Genomic DNA, 18,784 nt, shown 5'->3' with positions numbered 1-18,784 from the left:
GAAGGCTTTTCCCGTCAGCCAGCGCCGGCCGTATCACTCGGGAGCCTGCAATGAACAATCCAGACCCGAACAACCCCGAACCGACGCCGGGCGATCCCAGTCCCGAGCCGGCCCGGCCTCCAGCTCCGCCGGAAAACCCGCCTGGAGAACCACCTGGCGTTCCTCCGCCTTCGCCCGATCCCATCCCGGGACCGGGGAGGGGACCTCCGGATATTCCGCCGAACACTCCACCCGAGATCCCTCCGGAGGAGCCGACATTTCCCGGGCCGACCGCAGAAGGCTCCGCCGATGTGGCGGTGGCGTTGAAGCACGTCGCGACCAAGCGGATTCGAGGCGACGCGCCTTAAGTCGTTGTTTTGATGCCGCTTCCTTCGATCATGCCGATGACTTGCTCGATGTCCAGTGGCTCGACGCCGAGTTCCTGCAGCCCCGGCATGCCGCCTGTCGTCACGTTGTCCTGACGCATGATATCAATCTGGTTGCGTGTGAAAGGCGGCGTCGGGAGGAATTCAGCCACTCCCGCCAGGGCGCTCCAGGCAGCGAACGGCATGGGTACCAGGATCGGATGAGCGCCGAACCTTCGGGCGATTTCGCGAACCAGCTCCCTGTAACGCAAAATGCGGGGACCGCCGACTTCGAACGTAGACACGTCCTGGATAGGATCGGCGAGCAGCCGACTCACCGCTTCAGCGACGTCGCCGACATAGACGGGCTGAAGCCGCGTAGCTCCCTGGCCGAATAGCGGATAGACGGGCAGCAGCCGGATCAGTCGAACAAGAGTTGTGAGAAAAGCGTCGTCCGGCCCGACCATGACGGCCGAGCGCAGGATAATTGAGTCTGGAAACGAGTTCCTGACCGCGTCTTCTCCGCGCCCGCGTGCCTTGATATACCTCGATGCGGATCGCGGATCCGCGCCTATCCCCGAGATATGGACAAGCCGTGCGACCCGGGCTTGCCGAGCGGCGCTCGCCAAATCGGCCGCGGCCGTCACGTGCATCCTTTCGAACGTCAAGCCGCCATGCTCGACATAAAGTCTGACCGCGTTCACCACCGCATCTGATCCGGCAATTGCCGGGCCGATCGCGGATCTGTCCAGAATATCCGCATTGACCTGATCGGGCGCCTTCGCTCCCGAGCCGACCGCTGCCCGCCGTGCTCGGCGGGACACCGCCCGCACTTCAAAGCCCTTGTCCAGCAGCCGCTCGACGATCCTGCGGCCGAGAAACCCGGTCCCGCCGAACACAGCAACTTTCATCGGTGCTCCTCGCGCGTTACCTCTAAAGCGCGTCGCGACCTTTCAGACTCCATGCGCTTTGGGTTTCTGGTTTGACGCATGTCTTTGTCCCGAAACCGGTTCGCGGGCTCTAAGGCGCGCCCGCCACGGCGCCGACGATCGCCGTGGCAAGCGCCAAGAGGTCGATATCGCCATTTGCAATCAGGCGATCTTCGTCCAATTCGATGCGCAGTCTCGAAGGATCGGATTCCGATTGACGCTCAAGCTCCGAGACGATTGCCTCGCGAACCTTCTCTTCCATCATTGTTTTTGCTCCGCCGGCGTGTCCGAAATCAGAGCGCTGGAACCCATTTCCAGAACACGCCTTCCATCCTCTCGGGGTAGTACTTGAATTCACATTCGAACTGTCGTCCGTAGCGGGCGGCGGCAGCAAGCGCTTCATCGCTGACAGGGCGCATGCCCGTTCCCGGCGCGAACCAATCCTCCAGCAGATCGTCGGGCACATAGGCGCCGATCCTCAGCGGCAGTTGCTGCAGGACGACGTCCATTTCCTTCGGCGGCACCGCGTTCATTTGCTTCCGGCTCCTCGCGGGTGCGGTGAAGTTCCTGCGATTCCACGCACTAGTGAACTGCGTTTTCGGTTTGGAGTTCCCATGAGAACCGGCAGGATCGCTTCTTCCCTTCTCCGCTTGTGGGAGAAGGCGGCCGCGAAGCGGCCGGATGAGGCATGCTGGACGGAAGCGCCGCCCCTGGGCTTGGCGCCCCGCAGCGCGCGCCATCTTCATCCTCGGGCTTGACCCGAGGATCCATGCCGTGACCATTGTCGTAGCATGAACGGTGCAGAATTCTGAAACGCTGCAACGCCTTGAAGTAACGGCATGGATCCTAGGGTCTACGCGCGTCGCTTCGCTCCTTGCTTCGCCCTAGGATGACGAAGCGGAGGGCTCGTTGATCATCGCCTCGATGTTATATCCATCGGGATCGAGCACGAAGCAGGCGTAGTAGTTCTCGGCATAATCCGGGCGCGGCCCAGGCGCGCCGTGGTCCGCAGCACCCGCCTCAAGTGCCGCCCGATAGAATGCATCGACCTGTGCCTTGCTCTTCACCCTGAAGGCGACGTGCAGATGGGTGAGCGGCGGCGTCTCGCCGGTGCTCTGGATCTCGAACAGGCAGCCATTGCCGACATCGAAGGCCCAGAACACGCCTTCCTTGCCGAAGGAGAGGCGATGGCCCAAAGGCGCAAAGGCCTTTTCGTAGAAGAGCTTGCTCTTCGCGAGGTCGCTGACCTCGATGGTGATGTGGTCGATCATGACGATTTTGACTGCCTGACCTTTCAAGCTGCGAAACGGTGGCCGACTTTGTTATCTTCGCGCTTCAGTGTGTGGTGGCGATACGCTGGATTGCTTCAGGCAAATCTCGCAGGCTGCCGACGATCTTAGTGGAATCAATTGTTTGGCAACCTCTCATCAGGTTGGCCATTCTACGATCACATCGTATCAAGTCGACGTCCTTCAGATAAACGAGGTGAATTAAATCTATGAAATCGGACGGCAACGGTTTGATTCTGTCATCTCGTAAGGCATTGAAATAATGATTGAAATGTCCACTTCTTCCAGGCCCGATCTTATCGTCTAGCGTCAAATTCGCATCGGGCAGCTTTGGTCTGCTGGGGCGCTCAGGTAATGTAATTGACGATAAAACATCCTTTGGTAAATCTGCGCTGTGTAAGCGCTTATGCAAGTCAGAGTGAGCTTTTTTTGCCGTCCTGTACATCTCATCGACGCTCTTCATCTGCGTTTTGAGAGTTTCAAACGCAGTCGAAAGTTTCTGGAATGAATCCATAACCACCTTTTCAAGGGGGTTATCCCTCCCGGAATACTCATACCAAAGCTGAATAAACGCCTCTGGATCGCCTAACCATCGGGTGAGTTCCTTCGATAAACTGACCGCATGGACAGACCCACGAATAAAACCCTGTAAGGAGCCGCTAGCCAGAATCTCATCCGAGATCGGCATATCGGGAAAATCTGACTTATTGAATTCCCGATAGGGAAGATTGCGAACCAAATCCAGGTATCCGGATTTGGATTTGATCTGCCGCCTTATTTTCCTTGGGATGCGTTCGTCTTTTGCAATGCGGTTTCGAATATTATCCCACAAATAGTCATTTAACGCTTTCGGAGAAAAGGATTCAAGCGCCTCCAAAGGCATCCAAATTCCGTTGTTTGGAAATTGGGCTCCTGCGCGTAAATCTGAAATATATGGAAACGCGTTAGATCGGCAAACTGTCTTGAGAAACCGAGCGATACGCAGCCTCTCCGGTTTGTGTTTCGTGTCGTATTTGCGAAAAAGCTCGAATATTATTGGGTATGAATATCCTGTAGATATTTTGCCGGTTTCGACTCCGTTCAAAATAAATTCTTTTACATCCGAATAGTCGGTGTTCTCCTTTGCTAGCTCGTTATAGTCAGATGTATCAAGGTATATTCTTATAGGCTTTGTGATAATGCTCATTCATTTTGTTCTTATTTTGTTCCAGGCGAAATATGTACAAGTTGCCTTGCACATATTTCTGTTGAAAGGGAGGGGCGCTTTATTTTTTGCTCTCCTCAACTGCACCCGCTCGTGCTGCCGCACGTGTCGCACTTCTCGCAGGTGCCGTTCCGCACCATGGTGAAGTTGTGGCACTCGGAGCATTCGTTGCCGGTGTAGCCCTGGAGCAGCGATTGCTGGCGCCTGGTCGCTGCGAGCTTCTTCGCCTCGGCGGCCTCGTTGGCGGCGGCGTCGGTGAACAAAGCATCCGTGCCGCCGGCGGCTTCGGCTTCTTCTTCCACCATATCCTCGGCCAGTTCCCGGGCGCGCTCCTCATAGTCGCGCTTGTAGGCGATTGCCTCGTCGCTTGCCGGCTTCAGCGTCAAGACGTTTGAGCCTGAGAAGGCGGTGGGCGCGGCGCGGGCAGGAGTGGTGGTCCCGGAGGAACCCGAACCTCCGCCGAAGCCCTTGGGCTCGCTGCCGATGCCCGACACCAGCTTCACCGGCGAGGCGCCGCGATAGAGGCCCTTGGAGAAGGGCGTCGCCTTGCCTTCGGTGATGCCGCGGCCGAGCGCGGTCTTGTCGAAGTCCGACTGGTCGACATGGGCGAGGTCGTGGCGGCCGAGATAGGAGACGGCTAGCTCGCGGAACACGTAGTCGAGGATCGACGTGGCGTTCTTGATCGCGTCGTTGCCCTGCACCATGCCGGCCGGCTCGAACTTGGTGAAGGTGAAGGCCTCGACATATTCGTCGAGCGGCACGCCATATTGCAGGCCGAGCGAGATGGCGATGGCGAAGTTGTTCATCATCGCGCGGAAGGCGGCGCCCTCCTTGTGCATGTCGATGAAGATCTCGCCGAGGCGGCCATCGTCGAACTCACCGGTGCGCAGATACACCTTGTGGCCGCCGACGACGGCCTTCTGCGTGTAACCCTTGCGGCGGTTCGGCAGCTTCTCGCGGTCGCGGTAGAGACGTTCGACCACGCGCTCGACGATCTTTTCCGTCACCTGCACCGCGCGCTGGGCGGCGGGGGCCGCGATCAGCTGCTCGACCGCCTCGTCCTCATCCTCGTCGTCATCGGCGAGCAGCGAGGCGTTGAGCGGCTGTGACAGCTTCGAGCCATCGCGGTAGAGGGCATTAGCCTTGAGCGCCAGCTTCCAGGACAGCATATAGGCGTTCTTGGCGTCCTCGACCGTCGCCTCGTTCGGCATGTTGATGGTCTTGGAGATGGCGCCCGAGATGAAGGGCTGGGCCGCCGCCATCATCAGGATATGGCTCTGGATCGACAGCGAGCGCTTGCCGATCTTGCCGCAGGGGCTGGCGCAGTCGAACACCGGCAGGTGCTCGGCTTTCAGGAACGGCGCGCCTTCGAGCGTCATGGCACCGCAGACATGGATGTTGGCGGCGTCGATGTCCTTCCTGGAGAAGCCAAGCGCCGGCAGCATCTCGAAGGAGAAGTCGCCGAGCTGCTCGTCGGTGAAGCCGAGCGTCTCCTTCACCCAGTCGGCGCCAAGCGTCCACTGGTTGAACACGAACTTGATGTCGAAGGCCGACTTCAGCGCCGCATTGAGCGCGGCGATCTTCTCGTCCGTGAAGCCCTTGGCCTTCAGCGTCGAGGGGTTGATGCCGGGCGCCTGGTTGAGGTTGCCATGGCCGACGGCATAGGCCTCGATCTCGGCGATCTGGCTCTCGGAATAGCCGAGCGTCCTAAGCGCTTCCGGCACGGCGCGGTTGATGATTTTGAAATAGCCGCCGCCGGCGAGCTTCTTGAACTTCACCAGCGCGAAGTCGGGCTCGATGCCGGTGGTGTCGCAGTCCATGACGAGGCCGATCGTGCCAGTCGGCGCGATCACGGTCGCCTGCGCGTTGCGGTAGCCGTGCTCCTCGCCGAGCTCGATGGCTCGGTCCCAGGCGGCGCGGGCGTGCTCAGCCAGTTCCTGCTGCTTCAGGTCGGACGCGACCAGCGGCACCGGATTGACGGAGAGCTTCTCGTAGCCGTCCTTATCTCCGTAAGCGGCGCGGCGGTGATTGCGCATGACGCGCAGCATGTTCTGGGCATTGCGGTCATAGTCCGGGAAGGCGCCGAGCTCGGCAGCCATCTCGGCCGAGGTCGAATAGGCGACGCCGGTCATGATCGCGGTGAGCGCGGCGCAGATGGCGCGGCCCTCGTCGGAGTCGTAAGGAATGCCCGAAGTCATCAGCAGGCCGCCGATATTGGCGTAACCGAGGCCGAGCGTGCGATAGTCGTAGGAGAGCTTGGCGATCTCCTTGGACGGGAACTGCGCCATCATCACCGAGATTTCGAGCACGATGGTCCACAGCCGAACGGTGTGCTCGTAAGCGGCGATGTCGATCGTGCCGTCTTCCTTGCGGTAGGGCAGGAGGTTGATCGAGGCCAGGTTGCAGGCCGTGTCGTCGAGGAACATGTATTCCGAGCACGGGTTGGAGGCCCGGATCGCACCGGCCGAAGCGCAGGTGTGCCAGTCGTTCATCGTCGTGTTGAAGTGCAGGCCCGGATCGGCCGACGCCCAGGCGGCGTAGCCGATCTTTTCCCACAGGTCGCGCGCCTTCAGCGTCTTCAGCACCTTGCCGTCCTTGCGGGCGGTGAGTTGCCAGTCGCCATCGGCCTCCACGGCGCGCAGGAAATTGTCCTTCAGCGACACCGAGTTGTTGGAGTTCTGGCCGGAGACGGTGAGATAGGCATCCGAATCCCAGTCGGTGTCGTAGGTCTTGAACGACATCGAGGTGTAGCCCTGGCGGGCGAACTGGATGACGCGGTAGATGTAGTTCTCCGGCACGGCGTCCTTCTTGGCCGCCTTGATCTCGCGCTTCAGCGCGGTGTTCAGCGCCGGGTCGAAGCAGTCGTCGCCATCGCCTTCGCAATTGACGCAGGCCTTCATGATGGCTTCGAGATGCTTCTTGACGATCTTGGAGCCGGTCACCAGCGAGGCGACCTTCTGCTCCTCATTGACCTTCCAGTCGATGAAGTCCTCGATGTCGGGATGATCGGCGTCGACGATGACCATCTTGGCCGCGCGGCGCGTCGTGCCGCCCGATTTGATGGCGCCCGCCGCGCGGTCGCCGATCTTGAGGAAGCTCATCAGGCCGGAAGAGCGGCCGCCGCCGGAAAGCTTCTCGCCTTCGCCGCGCAGCATGGAGAAGTTCGAGCCGGTGCCCGAGCCGTATTTGAACAGGCGCGCCTCACGCACCCACAAATCCATGATGCCGCCCTCGTTGACGAGGTCGTCCTGTACGCTCTGGATGAAGCAGGCATGTGGCTGCGGGTGCTCGTAAGCCGACTTCGACTTGGTCAGCTTGCCGGTAAAGGGGTCGACATAGAAGTGGCCTTGGCTCGGGCCGTCGATGCCGTAGGCCCAGTGAAGGCCGGTGTTGAACCATTGCGGCGAGTTCGGCGCGACGCGCTGGGTGGCCAGCATATAGGCAAGCTCGTCGCGGAAGGCGCGCGCGTCTTCCTCGGATTTGAAATAGCCGCCCTTCCAGCCCCAATAGGTCCAGGTGCCGGACAGCCGGTCGAAGACCTGGCGGGCATCGGTCTCCGAACCATAGCGCTCAGCCTCGGGCAGCTTGGCGAGCTCGGCCTCGTCGGCAACCGAGCGCCACAGGAAGGAGGGGACGTCGTTCTCCTCCACTTTCTTCAGGCGGGCCGGCACGCCGGCCTTGCGGAAATATTTCTGCGCCAGGATATCGGCCGCGACCTGGCTGAACTGCGCCGGCACATCGATGTTGTCGAGGCGGAACACCACCGAGCCGTCGGGATTCTTGATCTCCGACAAAGCCTTGCGGAATTCGATCTCCGCGTAGGCCGACTGCTCTGGCTTGGTGAAGCGACGCTCGATGCGCATTGGTCCGGTCCCTTTGTGTCTACATATAGCGCCTTTCCCCGGGGATTTCTGCCCCGCATGGCGAAAAGCGCAGTCCGCCGTTTGCCGGCACCGCAGGCGACGCCGGCACTCTCCTCGTCGCGGGCGCCGCCATGCGGACAGCAAAACACCTTGCCGGGCATTTGCCCGAGCTGCAGGCCGACCCCCGCGGGTCCTTCAAATGAAACTTTGGTCGATTCCCTCGTAAGAGGGAGGTTCACACTATCTAGGGTCCAGCCTGCCTGCAAACACTAAATATAGTGTTAACAGATCATTTTTTCCAGGCCGACAATTCTCCCTTTCGCCCACCCAAGCCCTAACGATCCCAACGCTTCCGCCGGCCTCGTGAACGGGCGGAAATGTGGGCAAAACGCACAAAATCCGGGAAAAAAGACCGGTCTCTAAACTCTCCGGCCGCGCCCGCAACAGGAGCGCATGGCCCATAAAAAGCGACTCGTTCCGACCCGTCAAGGATTCGTTTTTGTAGCTTTTGTGACCCCAACATCTTGTGTGTCACACATGTGGATAACGGGGACATGAGAAGCCCGGGTTTGCAAGCGCTTGACGCCGTTCGTCAGGCCGCCGCGACGCGTGTCGGACGGCGGCTTTTCATTTTAGCTGGCTTGCACTATCTGTTGCGTTCGCGCGGGGGCGCGCCTTGTCAACACCAAAAGCATCCGCTACGCCCCGCTCATGACAGTTACCGTACGTTTTGCCCCATCGCCGACAGGCCGCATACATATCGGCAATGCGCGCACCGCGCTGTTCAACTGGCTTTTCGCCATGAACAACAAGGGCCGCTTCATCCAGCGTTTCGACGACACCGATATTGGCCGCTCGAAGCAGGAATATGCCGATTCCATTCTTTACGACCTGCATTGGCTGGGCATCTTCCCGGACGTCACCGAGTATCAGTCGCGCCGCTTCGAGATCTATGACGCCGCGGTCGAGCGGCTGAAGGCGGCGCGCGTGCTCTATGCCTGCTACGAGACGCCGGAGGAGCTCGATCTGCGCCGCAAGGTGCGCCGCACGCGCGGCCTGCCGCCGGTCTATGGCCGCGAGGCGCTGACGCTGACGCCGGAGCAGGTGGCCGAATACCAGTCGGACGGACGCAAGCCGCACTGGCGCTTCCTGCTGCCCAATTTCACCAGCGACCCGCTGCAGCCGGAGCGCACCGAAGTGCATTGGAACGATCTGGTGCGCGGCGAGGAGACGGTCGATCTCGCCTCGCTGTCGGACCCCGTTCTGGTGCGCGAGGACGGCACCTATCTGTATACGCTGCCGTCCGTGGTGGACGACATCGAGATGGGCGTCAGCCACGTCATTCGCGGCGACGACCATGTCACCAACACCGGCGTGCAGATCGCCATCTTCAAGGCGCTCGGCGCCGAGCCGCCGGTTTTCGGCCACCACAATCTGCTCACCACCGTGTCGGGCGAGGGGCTGTCGAAGCGCAGCGGCGCGCTGTCGATCGAAAGCCTGCGCGAGGACGGCATCGAGCCGATGGCGGTCGCGTCCTTGGCCGTGCTCGTCGGCACGTCGGAGAATGTCACCGCCGCGCATGACCTCAATGAGCTTGCCGGCCATTTCGATCCGGCCGCGACGTCCAAGTCCGCCTCCAAATTCGACCCGGACGAGCTCTTCGTGCTCAACCGCACGCTGATGCATCATATGCCGTTCGAGGAAGCGCGCGACCGGCTGATGGTGCTTGGCATTTCCGGCGACAAGGCCGAGCCGTTCTGGATGGCGGTGCGCGGCAATCTCGACCGCTTGTCGGACGCCGTCATCTGGTGGCGCATCCTGAACGAGGGTCCGCAGGAGCCGGCCGACTTCTCCGGCGAGGACCGCGACTTTCTCGGTCAGGCGTTCGAACTGCTGCCGGAGGAGCCGTGGAACGGCACGGTCTGGAAGGACTGGACCGGCAAGATCAGGGAAGCGACCGGGCGCAAGGGCAAGTCGCTGTTCATGCCGCTGCGGTTGGCGCTTACGGGGCGGACTTGGGGGCCGGAGCTTTCAGATCTATTGCCGCTGATGGGTCGGGAAGGAACGCTGGCCCGACGACCCTGACCTTGCGCTGATCCGGCGGGAGCATCGAGACCGGCGACACCGGCGCCTTGGTGGTTAGCCGCCTGATCACTTCCTGGTCGAGTCCACCTTGGGCATTGGCGAGCGTTTCAGGATCGGCGCCGGGATCGGGCTTGGCCGCCGGCACGGGAATGAAGGGCGCCGTCCCATTCTGCGGCTGGGACTGTTCGGGATTGGGCGGGTTGCCGCCGATGATCGTGAAATTGCCGGCCTGCGCGTTGCAGCCGCAACTCGGCGGGCGCGAGTAATTGGCCTGCTTGTAGAGATAGGCGGTCGGCAGTTCGCTATAGGGTTGCCCGGTGACCGAGGAGGTCATCGATCCCGAATCGTCGTCCATGCCGCGCGAATAGAAGACCTGCATCTCGGTGCCGGGGCAGCTCGATTCACAGTTCTTCTGGTCGCGCTCGAAATCGCCGACGGATGCGGCGTTGGACATCGGGAAGAAATAGCCGTCGCAGGTGCGCACGCACATTGTGTGGAACTCGCCGCCAAGGCGCGGCAGGTCCATGCCGTCCGGCTGGTTGATGACGCGGCGGATGTTGCGCACGCTGGGGTCATCGAACGGAACGCCCGCCGCGTTCGGCATGTCAGGCGCCTCCGGCGTTTCGAGTTGCTGATCCTGGCGGCCGAAAAGCTGCTCGAACAGATTGCCGCCGCCATTGTCGCGGGAAGCCTCCTCAAGCGGAGCGCGGCGGGGCGGGGTCTCGCCGCCGCGGCAGCCATTGGCGTCGAGCGCCGCGAGGATGCGGCTGCGGTCGCGCCGCGTGCCACCGCCGGCCAGCCGCTCGCGCTTGGCTTGCAACGTGTCGAGATTGGCGTTCATGCGCTCTATCGAGGCGTTGATCGCGGCGCATTGGCTGACATTGCGCGAAAACAGCGTGAAGCCGCAATTGGCGTCGCTTGCCCGGCCGCGGGCCTTGGCAAGCTGCTCGCGCTGCCTGGCGATCGCGTCGTCATATTTGCGGACGAGGCCCGGCCCTCCGCCGCCACCGCGCACCGCGGCGAGTTCGGCTTCGAGTTGCCTGCATATGCGAGAAGCCGCCTGGGACTGCGTGACGGCGACAGCTGAACCTGCAAGCGCTGCAAGCAGCGCCGCAAGATGCAACAGCCTCAACCCCTTCATCCGCCTGGATCCCGATTGCCCGTGGCCGGAAACTAACGCGTTCGTGGTTAAACCTTCGCTAGTCTGCAACTGCGCTTTGGCGCCGCTTCAATTCAGGTCGACAAGCGCTTGCGCCTTATGCGCGGCCTCGACAACGGCAAGCGCGGTCATGTTGACGACGCCGCGCGAGGTCACCGACGGCGTCAATATGTGCGCGGGCTTGTCGGTGCCGAGCAGGATCGGTCCGACATGCAGCGCGTCCATCATGGCGCGCAGCGCCGTCAACGTGATGTTGGCCGAGTCGAGGTTCGGGAAAACCAGCAGATTGGCTTCGCCTTTCAGCCGCGAATGCGGGTAGACGCGTTGGCGCAGATGCTCCGACAGAGCGGTATCGGCATGCATCTCGCCATCGCACTGCAGGTCCGGGGCGATCCGAGCCAGGATCGCCGCGGCCTGGCGCATCTTCAGCGCGCCGGGTGAATCGCGTGAGCCGAAATCCGAATGCGACAGAAGCGCTGCCTTCGGCTCGATGCCGAAACGCTGGATTTCCTCGGCCGCGAGCACCGTCATCTCGGCGATTTCTTCCGCGGTGGGATCGACCGAGACATGCGTGTCGGTGAGGAAGATGATGCCGCGCTGCGAGATCAGCATCGACAATGTCGACAGGTCCCGGTCGTTGATGCCGGCGCGAGGCCCGATGATCAGGTTGACATTGCGCAGATGCCGCTCGAAGCGGCCTTCGAGGCCGCAAATCATCGCATCCGCGTCGCCCCGCTTCAGCGCAAGGGCGGCGATAACCGTATTGTTGGTGCGCACCATGGTGCGGGCGGCTTCCGTCGTGATGCCGCGGCGGCCGGCAAGCTCGATCAGGAGGTCGACATAATGGCGGTAACGCGGATCGTCTTCCGGATTGATCAAAGCGAAATCGACGCCCGGCCGGATGCGCAGGCCGTAACGCTTCAGACGGACCTCCACCACATGCGGACGGCCGATCAGGGTCGGTTCGGCGATGCCTTCCTCCAGCACAACCTGCGCGGCGCGCAGCACGCGCTCGTCCTCGCCATCGGCATAGATGACGCGCTTGGCGCTTGATGTCTTGGCCGAGGAGAACACCGGCTTCATCACCAGGCCGGAGCGGAAGACGAAGCGGTTGAGCTTGTCGATATAGGCGGCGAAGTCGGCGATCGGCCGCGTCGCGACGCCGGTGTCGCAGGCTGCCTTCGCCACTGCCGGCGCGATGCGCAGGATCAGGCGCGGATCGAAGGGCGAGGGGATCAGGAAATCGGGACCGAATATCGGCGTCTCGCCGGAATAGGCGCGCGCCGCGACATCGGAAGGCTCTTCGCGGGCAAGGGCGGCGATCGCCCGCACGGCCGCCATCTTCATCTCCTCGTTGATGGCGCTGGCACCGCAATCGAGCGCACCGCGGAAGATGTAAGGAAAGCAGAGCACGTTGTTGACCTGGTTGGGAAAATCCGAGCGGCCGGTGCAGATCATGGCGTCCGCCCGGGCGGCGCGCGCGACTTCCGGCATGATCTCGGGATTGGGGTTGGCCAAAGCCAGGATCAGCGGTTTCGGCGCCATATGCTGCAGGAGCTCCGGCTTCAGCACGCCGGCGGCGGAGAGGCCGAGAAACACGTCTGCTCCGGGAATGACATCGGCCAGCGTGCGTGCCTCGGTGTCCTTCACATAAGGGTCTTTCCAGCGATCCATCTCCTCGACGCGGCCCTTGTACGCAACGCCGAAACGGTCGGTGACCCAGATGTTTTCGACTTTGGCGCCGAGGGAGACCAAAAGGTTGAGACAGGCAAGTGCGGCCGCACCCGCGCCGGATGTGACGATCTTGATGTCGGAAATCGCCTTGCCGGCCAGTTCCAGCCCGTTGAGCACCGCGGCGGCGACGATGATCGCGGTACCATGCTGGTCGTCGTGGAAGACCGGAATGCCCATGCGGGCCTTCAGCCGCTCCTCGACCTCGAAACATTCCGGCGCTTTGATGTCCTCGAGATTGATGCCGCCGAAGGTCGGCTCGAGCGCGGCGACGGTTTCCACCATGCGGTCGATCTCGGGCGCGTCGATCTCGATGTCGAAGACGTCGATGCCGGCGAATTTCTTGAACAGCACCGCCTTGCCTTCCATCACCGGCTTGGAGGCGAGCGGGCCGATATTGCCCAATCCAAGCACGGCGGAGCCGTTGGAGACGACGCCGACGAGATTGGCACGCGCAGTGTAGTCGGCGGCGGTCGCCGGATCATCGCGGATCTCGAGGCAGGGCGCGGCCACGCCCGGCGAATAGGCCAGCGCCAGGTCGCGCTGGTTGCCGAGCGGCTTCGTCGCCTGGATCTCGAGCTTTCCCGGGGTCGGGTGCTTGTGGAAGAAGAGAGCGGCCTCGTCGAGGTCCGACCGGGCCGTTTTCTTGTTCTCGCCGTTCATCCCGGCCCTCCCTCTGTTCCTGATTTGGAGCCTTTTAGCATGCGGCGAAGAGTTTTCGCGACGGCAAATAGCGGGCTCCGGCCTTCACAATGCCCGAGCGAGAATAATCAATCGATTCCAGAGGTTTGGGCTGTGAGCCTCAAGCCTTTTGGGTTTGGCGGCGGTCAGAAGGCGCTGACGTAGAGGCCGCCGTCGACCGGGATGTTCTGGCCCGTGAGGTAGCCGGCATGGACCGAACAGAGGAAGGCGCATATCTGGCCGAATTCCTCCGGTGTGCCGAGACGTTTTGCCGGCACGTCGGCGCTGATGCGGGCCTTGCGCGCGGCGGCCGCGGCCGGGTCTTCCGGAGTGCCGGCCTCATGCGGGCCGCGCAGACGGTCTGTATCGAGCTTGCCGGGCAAAAGGCTGTTGATTGTGACGTTGCGGTCGATCACCGTGCGCGCCACCCCGGCGAGGAAAGAGGTCAGGCCGGCGCGGGCGCCCGACGACAGGTCGAGGCCGGGGATCGGCACGTAAACCGACAGCGAAGTGATGTTGACGATGCGGCCGAAGCCGCGCTTGGCCATGCCGTCGATCACCGCCTGGATCAGTTCGATCGGCGTCACCATGTTCTGGGTCACACCCTCGAGGATCTTGGCGCGGTCGAGCTCACGGAAGTCGCGCAGCGGCGGGCCGCCATTGTTGTTGACCAGGATGTCCGGGTCCGGGCAGGCGGCGAGCAGCGCCTTCTGCACCTCGGGCTTCGACACGTCGCCGGCGACCTCAATCACCTCGACGCCGAACTTTTCGCGAATTTCAGCGGCGGTCTTGGCCAGAAGCTCAGCGTTGCGGCCGTTGACGACGAGGTCGACACCGGCCTCGGCCAGCGCCATGGCGCAGCCCTTTCCGAGTCCCTTGCTCGAAGCGCAGACGATGGCCTTCTTGCCGCGAATGCCGAGATCCATGGTGATTTTCTCCTGATGCGTTGGCCGCGCAGGCTAGCGCCTGGGCTGGACCAACCGCAACCGTCATACGGTTGTTGCATGAATCGGGGCATAGGCACGCGAAAGCAAAGGGTAAATCGTGATGTCAAACCCAGAGCCCCGCACTTTCCGCGCCCTGTTTATTTCCGACGTGCATCTCGGCTCGAAAGCGGCCAAGGCCGATTTCCTGATCGATTTCCTGCGGCATCACGATGCCGAGATCATCTATCTGGTCGGCGATATCGTCGACGGCTGGCGGCTGCGGCGCAGCTGGCATTGGCCGCAGAGCCACAACGACGTGGTGCAGAAGCTGCTGCGCAAGGCGCGCAAGGGCGCTTCGATCACCTATATCGCCGGCAATCACGACGAATTCGCCCGCCAGTTCCAGGGCGTGCATTTCGGCGGCATCGTCGTCGCCGACCGCGCCATCCACGAGACCGCGGACGGCCGGCGCCTGCTGGTCATCCATGGCGATCAGTTCGACACGGTGGTGCACAACCAGCGCTGGCTCGCCTATCTCGGCGACTATGCCTATGACACGGCGATGCTAATCAACCGCGTCGTGACCAAGCTGCGCCACCTCCTCGGCCTGCCTTACTGGTCGTTCTCGTCCTGGGCCAAGGTCAAGGTGAAGAAGGCGGTGAACTTCATCGGTTCGTTCCAGACGGTGCTTTCGGAGGAAGCGCGGCGCTCGCATGTCGATGGCGTGATCTGCGGCCACATCCATCATGCCGCCATAGAAAGCTATGGCGACGTGCAGTACATCAACACCGGGGACTGGGTGGAAAGCTGCACGGCGGTTGTAGAGCACTTCGACGGCCGCATGGAGATCCTGACCTGGGCGCATGTGCTGCCCGAAGCTTCGGCCGGCAAGGATGTGCTGGTGCCGGTCGACATCATCGACCTTAAGGGCAGGGCGGCTCAGGCGGCCTGAACGCAGCCGTCCGTCCCCGGTTCAGCCTGCCGCCTTCGTCGTGCCGACGTGCGCCGCGCTCCCGGCCCGGTCCGTCAACAGCTTTGCCGCCGATCGATTGATCCAGCCAGTTCCGCCGCGTCTTGCTGCATGTTAGGGATCGAGACGCGTTGCAGGCCGTCGACTGCAGCGTAATTGGATCGATTCATGTCGCTGCCGCCCCTGTCGCCCGAGCAACTCGTCAAGCCCAGCCATTTCGAACTGCGCATGAGCCTGATCTTTGCGACCTTGTTCGTGTCGCAGGGCACGCATCTGCCTTATTTTCCGCTCTGGCTGCAGGCAAAAGGGTTTCATGCCGAGCAGATCGCCGTCATCCTGGCGGCGCCGATGTTCCTGCGCGTGGTGACGACGCCGATGCTGACGGCGCTTGCCGACCGGGCGAAGGACCGCGCCAATGTCTACATCGCGCTGGTCGCGGCCTCGATGGTCGTCTCGGCCGGCTATTTCCTGCCGGCCACCTATGCGATCGTGCTTGCCGTGTCACTTTTGCTGACGGTCGTCTGGACGCCGCATTCGCCGATGGCCGATTCGTTGGCGCTGTCGGGCGTGCGCCGCTTCGGCTCGAACTACACGGCGATGCGCAAATGGGGTTCGATCTCCTATCTCGGCGCCAATGTCGTGGGCGGCTTCATCCTGACGGCCACGGGTCCGCAGGCGGTTCCGGTCATCATCTTCATCGCGCTCGGCGCGGCACTCGCCGCGGCAATGGCAGCGCCGCGCATGGGGCGGCCTCGCAAGGCCTCGCCGCTGTCCGCCACCGAGATCCAGCATAAGGCGCCGAGCCTGTTCAACGGCTATTTCCTCTATTTCACGCTCGGCGTCGGCATCATCACCGCCAGCCACGCATTTCTCTACGGCTTTGTCTCGATCTATTGGAAGTCGATCGGCATCGGCGATTCCGTCGTCGGCCTGCTCTGGGCCTGGGGCGTGGTCTGCGAAGTCTGCATGTTCCTGTTCTTCAACCGTATTTTTGCTTCGGTCTCGGTGGTCAGAGTGATGGTAATCGCCGGCATCGGCTCGATTGTGCGCTGGGTCGCCTTTCCGCTGGTCTGGCCGCTTGGGCTTGGCGTCACCGGCTTCTTCCTTGTCCAGTCGCTGCATTCGGTGTCGGTGGCGATGGTGCTGATCTGCCTGCAGAAGATGATCGGCGAGACGGTTTCGGAGGAGCGCACCGGTGCGGCGCAAGGCATCGCCTACTTCTTCAACGGCTTCTTCATGGCGGCGGTGACACTCGCGTCCGGCCCGCTCTATGACCGTCTGGGCGTCGACGGTTTCTGGGCGATGATCCCGATCGCGATCATCGGCGTGGCGCTGATCGGGCTGGCCGCGCGTTCAGCCCCAGAGCGCCCGCTCAGGCGGTGAGACGAGCGACCCCTGGTAGACGAGGCCGGGCTCGCGATCACGCGCAAGCAGCAGCGGACCGTCGAGATCGACGAAGTCCGCGTCCTGCGCCAGGAGCACCGCCGGCGCCATGGCGAGCGAGGTCCCGACCATGCAGCCCACCATGATGCCGAAGCCCAGGTCGCGCGCACGGTCGCGCAATGTCAACGCCTCGGTCAGGCCGCCGGACTTGTCGAGCTTGATGTTGACGGCGTCGTAGAGGCCGACCAGCGCATCGAGATCCTTCGCCGCATGCACGCTTTCGTCGGCGCAGACCGGCACCGGATGCGCGATCCGGCGCAGGATGTCGTCCTTGCCCGCCGGCAGCGGCTGCTCGACAAGCGCGATGCCGTGCTGCGCGGCAAAGGCCAGGTTCGCCTCGACATTTTCATGCGTCCAGCCCTCATTGGCATCGAGGATGATGCGGCTTTGAGGGGCGGCTGCGGTGACCGCGCGGATTCTCGCCATGTCATTGTCGCCGCCGATCTTCACCTTGAGCAAAGGCCGCATGGCGTTGGCGCGTGCCTGCGCCGCCATGGCCTCCGGCTCGGCGAGCGACAGTGTATAGGCGGTTTCCAGCGGCCTCGCCGGAAGAACGCCGATCGCCGCCGCCACCGGCGTGCCGGTCAGCTTGGCTTCCAGGTCCCAAAGCGCGCAATCGATGGCGTTTCGCGCGGCGCCCGCGGGCATGACCGCCAGCAAAGCGGTCCGGTCGATGCCGGCAACGATCGGATCGCGCATGGCCTCGATGGCCGCGCGCACACCCTCTACTGTCTCGCCGTAGCGCTTGTAAGGCACGCACTCGCCGCGCCCGGAACGTCCCTCTTCAGAGATCGTTACGGTGATGACTTCGGCCTCGGTTTTGGATCCGCGGGAGATGGTGAAGGTGCCGGCGATCGGGAATCGCTCCATTTCGACCGAAATGACACGCGTCATAATTTTCTTCTCCGGCTGCGCGACACCGGCCTGCCGGCAAATCGACACGCCAGTCCCGTCACGCTAAACAGGACGCCATGTTGACTATCCGCAGACGCGACGCAAGCGGCGAGGCCGCCAGGGAGGCCGAGCACCGGCCGCGCGTTGCCGTGGGCGAGGAAGGCGGCGTGCTGGGCTGCGCCTTTTCAGGCGTGTGGACGACGCGCACCGTCGCGGCGGTCGATGCCGACATGCGCAAGATCGAGCAGAGAAGCGGCGCGAAACAGCTGGTGCTCGACCTTTCCCACATCGAAAAGATGGACACGGCCGGCGCCTGGCTGATCGATCGGCTGGCCAGCGCCTTCGAGAAGAAGGGCGTCGAGGTCCATGTGCAGGGTCAGAGCGAGATCGCCTCTATCCTGCTCGGCGCGGTCGGCGACGCGGTTCGCCGCGAGCGCGAATCGGGACCGGCCGGCCCGCCCAACATCATCCTGCGCGCGCTGGAATTGGTCGGCCGCCGCGTTTACGAGATGCGCGACGACTTCCTGGCCTCGATGAACATTCTCGGCGCCACCATCCGCGGCGCGCAGATGAAGCTCGGGCGCGGTCACGCGGTCAATCCCGCCGCGATCTTCAACCAGATTGATCGCATGGGCGTCGGCGCGATACCGGTGGTGGTGCTGATGTCGGCCATCGTCGGCGCCATCGTCGCCCAGCAGGGCGCCTATCAGCTCAGCTATTTCGGCGCCAACATCTTCGTCGTCGACCTCGTCGGCGTGCTGATCCTGCGCGAGCTCGGCGTGCTTATGACGGCGATCATGCTCGCAGGCCGTTCGGGCAGCGCCATCACCGCCGAGATCGGCTCCATGAAGATGCGCGAGGAGGTCGACGCGCTGAAGGTGATCGGCCTCAATCCGATCGGCGTGCTGGTCTTTCCGCGGCTCGTCGCGCTGGTGATCGGGCTGCCATGCCTCACCATCATCGCCAATTTTGCAGCCCTTGCGGGCGGCATCGTCGCCGCCTGGCTCTATTCCGACATTGCGCCGGCAGCGTTCATCGACAGGCTGCGCGTCGCCATCGATCTCAGCACCATCTTCGCCGGCCTGATCAAAGCGCCGTTCATGGCCCTGATCATCGGCATCATCGCATCGGTCGAAGGCATGAAGGTCGGCGGCAGCGCCGAATCGCTCGGCCTGCACGTGACCGCGTCGGTGGTGAAGTCGATCTTCGTCGTCATCATCCTCGACGGGCTTTTCGCCATGTTCTACGCAGCGATCGGGTTTTGAG

The 18,784-nt window shown here is 62.8% G+C and carries 14 protein-coding genes; 4 read left to right on the top strand and 10 right to left on the bottom strand.

From position 1 onward, the window contains the following. Window positions 1-343: 343 nt before the first annotated feature. The 6 genes from P9273_RS10685 to P9273_RS10660 form a co-directional block, all read right to left on the bottom strand. Entirely contained in the window at window positions 344-1,255 is a 912-nt protein-coding gene (locus tag P9273_RS10685; protein WP_278048868.1) for a complex I NDUFA9 subunit family protein, read from the bottom strand. 109 nt (window positions 1,256-1,364) lie between these two features. Next, window positions 1,365-1,538 carry a hypothetical protein gene (locus P9273_RS10680; protein WP_278048867.1) on the bottom strand — a complete coding sequence of 58 codons (174 nt, stop codon included), beginning with the start codon at window positions 1,536-1,538 and terminating at the stop codon, window positions 1,365-1,367. A 28-nt stretch (window positions 1,539-1,566) separates the two neighbouring features. After that, window positions 1,567-1,806: a hypothetical protein gene (locus tag P9273_RS10675; RefSeq protein ID WP_442920205.1), complete on the bottom strand. Its 240-nt coding sequence runs from the start codon at window positions 1,804-1,806 to the stop codon at window positions 1,567-1,569. A 351-nt stretch (window positions 1,807-2,157) separates the two neighbouring features. Further along, a complete protein-coding gene (locus P9273_RS10670) occupies window positions 2,158-2,544 on the bottom strand; it encodes a VOC family protein (RefSeq protein ID WP_278048866.1) in 387 nt (128 codons plus the stop codon). 64 nt (window positions 2,545-2,608) lie between these two features. Beyond that, a complete protein-coding gene (locus P9273_RS10665) occupies window positions 2,609-3,748 on the bottom strand; it encodes a hypothetical protein (RefSeq protein ID WP_278048865.1) in 1,140 nt (379 codons plus the stop codon). 95 nt (window positions 3,749-3,843) lie between these two features. Continuing rightward, a complete protein-coding gene (locus P9273_RS10660) occupies window positions 3,844-7,629 on the bottom strand; it encodes a vitamin B12-dependent ribonucleotide reductase (protein ID WP_278048864.1) in 3,786 nt (1,261 codons plus the stop codon). Between the two features lie 711 nt (window positions 7,630-8,340). Between P9273_RS10660 and gltX the strand changes: the two genes are divergently transcribed. Continuing rightward, window positions 8,341-9,714, top strand: a complete 1,374-nt coding sequence (gltX, locus tag P9273_RS10655; protein WP_278048863.1) for a glutamate--tRNA ligase — start codon at window positions 8,341-8,343, stop codon at window positions 9,712-9,714. Here the strand turns inward: gltX and P9273_RS10650 are convergent. From P9273_RS10650 to P9273_RS10640, 3 genes are all read right to left on the bottom strand, one after another. Next, complete coding sequence (locus tag P9273_RS10650) at window positions 9,632-10,855, bottom strand: DUF2865 domain-containing protein (RefSeq protein ID WP_278048862.1); 1,224 nt, start codon at window positions 10,853-10,855, stop codon at window positions 9,632-9,634. The genes gltX and P9273_RS10650 overlap by 83 nt on opposite strands. Before the next feature lie 87 nt (window positions 10,856-10,942). After that, window positions 10,943-13,267: an NADP-dependent malic enzyme gene (locus tag P9273_RS10645; RefSeq protein ID WP_278048861.1), complete on the bottom strand. Its 2,325-nt coding sequence runs from the start codon at window positions 13,265-13,267 to the stop codon at window positions 10,943-10,945. A gap of 164 nt (window positions 13,268-13,431) precedes the next feature. Further along, window positions 13,432-14,211, bottom strand: a complete 780-nt coding sequence (locus tag P9273_RS10640) for an SDR family oxidoreductase (RefSeq protein WP_278048860.1) — start codon at window positions 14,209-14,211, stop codon at window positions 13,432-13,434. A gap of 121 nt (window positions 14,212-14,332) precedes the next feature. On the opposite strand from P9273_RS10640, the gene P9273_RS10635 reads away from it, so the two are divergent. Then, window positions 14,333-15,163, top strand: coding sequence for a UDP-2,3-diacylglucosamine diphosphatase (locus P9273_RS10635; RefSeq protein ID WP_278048859.1), 831 nt, complete (start codon window positions 14,333-14,335; stop codon window positions 15,161-15,163). A gap of 186 nt (window positions 15,164-15,349) precedes the next feature. Further along, window positions 15,350-16,564 carry an MFS transporter gene (locus tag P9273_RS10630; protein WP_278048858.1) on the top strand — a complete coding sequence of 405 codons (1,215 nt, stop codon included), beginning with the start codon at window positions 15,350-15,352 and terminating at the stop codon, window positions 16,562-16,564. On the opposite strand, the gene dgcA is transcribed toward P9273_RS10630, so the two are convergent. Next, window positions 16,535-17,518 (bottom strand): N-acetyl-D-Glu racemase DgcA, encoded by a 984-nt coding sequence (gene dgcA, locus P9273_RS10625; protein ID WP_278048857.1) that lies wholly within the window; start codon window positions 17,516-17,518, stop codon window positions 16,535-16,537. The two genes, P9273_RS10630 and dgcA, sit on opposite strands and share 30 nt — an antisense overlap. 77 nt (window positions 17,519-17,595) lie before the next feature. On the opposite strand from dgcA, the gene P9273_RS10620 reads away from it, so the two are divergent. Next, window positions 17,596-18,783, top strand: a complete 1,188-nt coding sequence (locus tag P9273_RS10620) for an ABC transporter permease (protein WP_278048856.1) — start codon at window positions 17,596-17,598, stop codon at window positions 18,781-18,783. Window position 18,784: the final 1 nt, after the last annotated feature.

It is taken from the genome of Mesorhizobium sp. WSM4935, assembly GCF_029625735.1.
Taxonomy (GTDB): Bacteria; Pseudomonadota; Alphaproteobacteria; order Rhizobiales; family Rhizobiaceae; genus Mesorhizobium.
This window is presented reverse-complemented; position numbering and strand designations above follow the sequence as displayed.

What these genes read in the sequence shown, in the direction of transcription:
- P9273_RS10635 (WP_278048859.1), top strand. Translation starts at nt 14,333, where the DNA reads ATGTCAAACCCAGAGCCCCGCACTTTCCGCGCCCTGTTTATTTCCGAC.
- dgcA (WP_278048857.1), bottom strand. Translation starts at nt 17,518, where the DNA reads ATGACGCGTGTCATTTCGGTCGAAATGGAGCGATTCCCGATCGCCGGC.
- P9273_RS10620 (WP_278048856.1), top strand. Translation starts at nt 17,596, where the DNA reads ATGTTGACTATCCGCAGACGCGACGCAAGCGGCGAGGCCGCCAGGGAG.
- P9273_RS10660 (WP_278048864.1), bottom strand. Translation starts at nt 7,629, where the DNA reads ATGCGCATCGAGCGTCGCTTCACCAAGCCAGAGCAGTCGGCCTACGCG.
- P9273_RS10670 (WP_278048866.1), bottom strand. Translation starts at nt 2,544, where the DNA reads ATGATCGACCACATCACCATCGAGGTCAGCGACCTCGCGAAGAGCAAG.
- P9273_RS10645 (WP_278048861.1), bottom strand. Translation starts at nt 13,267, where the DNA reads ATGAACGGCGAGAACAAGAAAACGGCCCGGTCGGACCTCGACGAGGCC.
- P9273_RS10675 (WP_442920205.1), bottom strand. Translation starts at nt 1,806, where the DNA reads ATGAACGCGGTGCCGCCGAAGGAAATGGACGTCGTCCTGCAGCAACTG.
- P9273_RS10680 (WP_278048867.1), bottom strand. Translation starts at nt 1,538, where the DNA reads ATGATGGAAGAGAAGGTTCGCGAGGCAATCGTCTCGGAGCTTGAGCGT.
- P9273_RS10685 (WP_278048868.1), bottom strand. Translation starts at nt 1,255, where the DNA reads ATGAAAGTTGCTGTGTTCGGCGGGACCGGGTTTCTCGGCCGCAGGATC.
- P9273_RS10650 (WP_278048862.1), bottom strand. Translation starts at nt 10,855, where the DNA reads ATGAAGGGGTTGAGGCTGTTGCATCTTGCGGCGCTGCTTGCAGCGCTT.
- P9273_RS10630 (WP_278048858.1), top strand. Translation starts at nt 15,350, where the DNA reads ATGTCGCTGCCGCCCCTGTCGCCCGAGCAACTCGTCAAGCCCAGCCAT.
- gltX (WP_278048863.1), top strand. Translation starts at nt 8,341, where the DNA reads ATGACAGTTACCGTACGTTTTGCCCCATCGCCGACAGGCCGCATACAT.
- P9273_RS10640 (WP_278048860.1), bottom strand. Translation starts at nt 14,211, where the DNA reads ATGGATCTCGGCATTCGCGGCAAGAAGGCCATCGTCTGCGCTTCGAGC.
- P9273_RS10665 (WP_278048865.1), bottom strand. Translation starts at nt 3,748, where the DNA reads ATGAGCATTATCACAAAGCCTATAAGAATATACCTTGATACATCTGAC.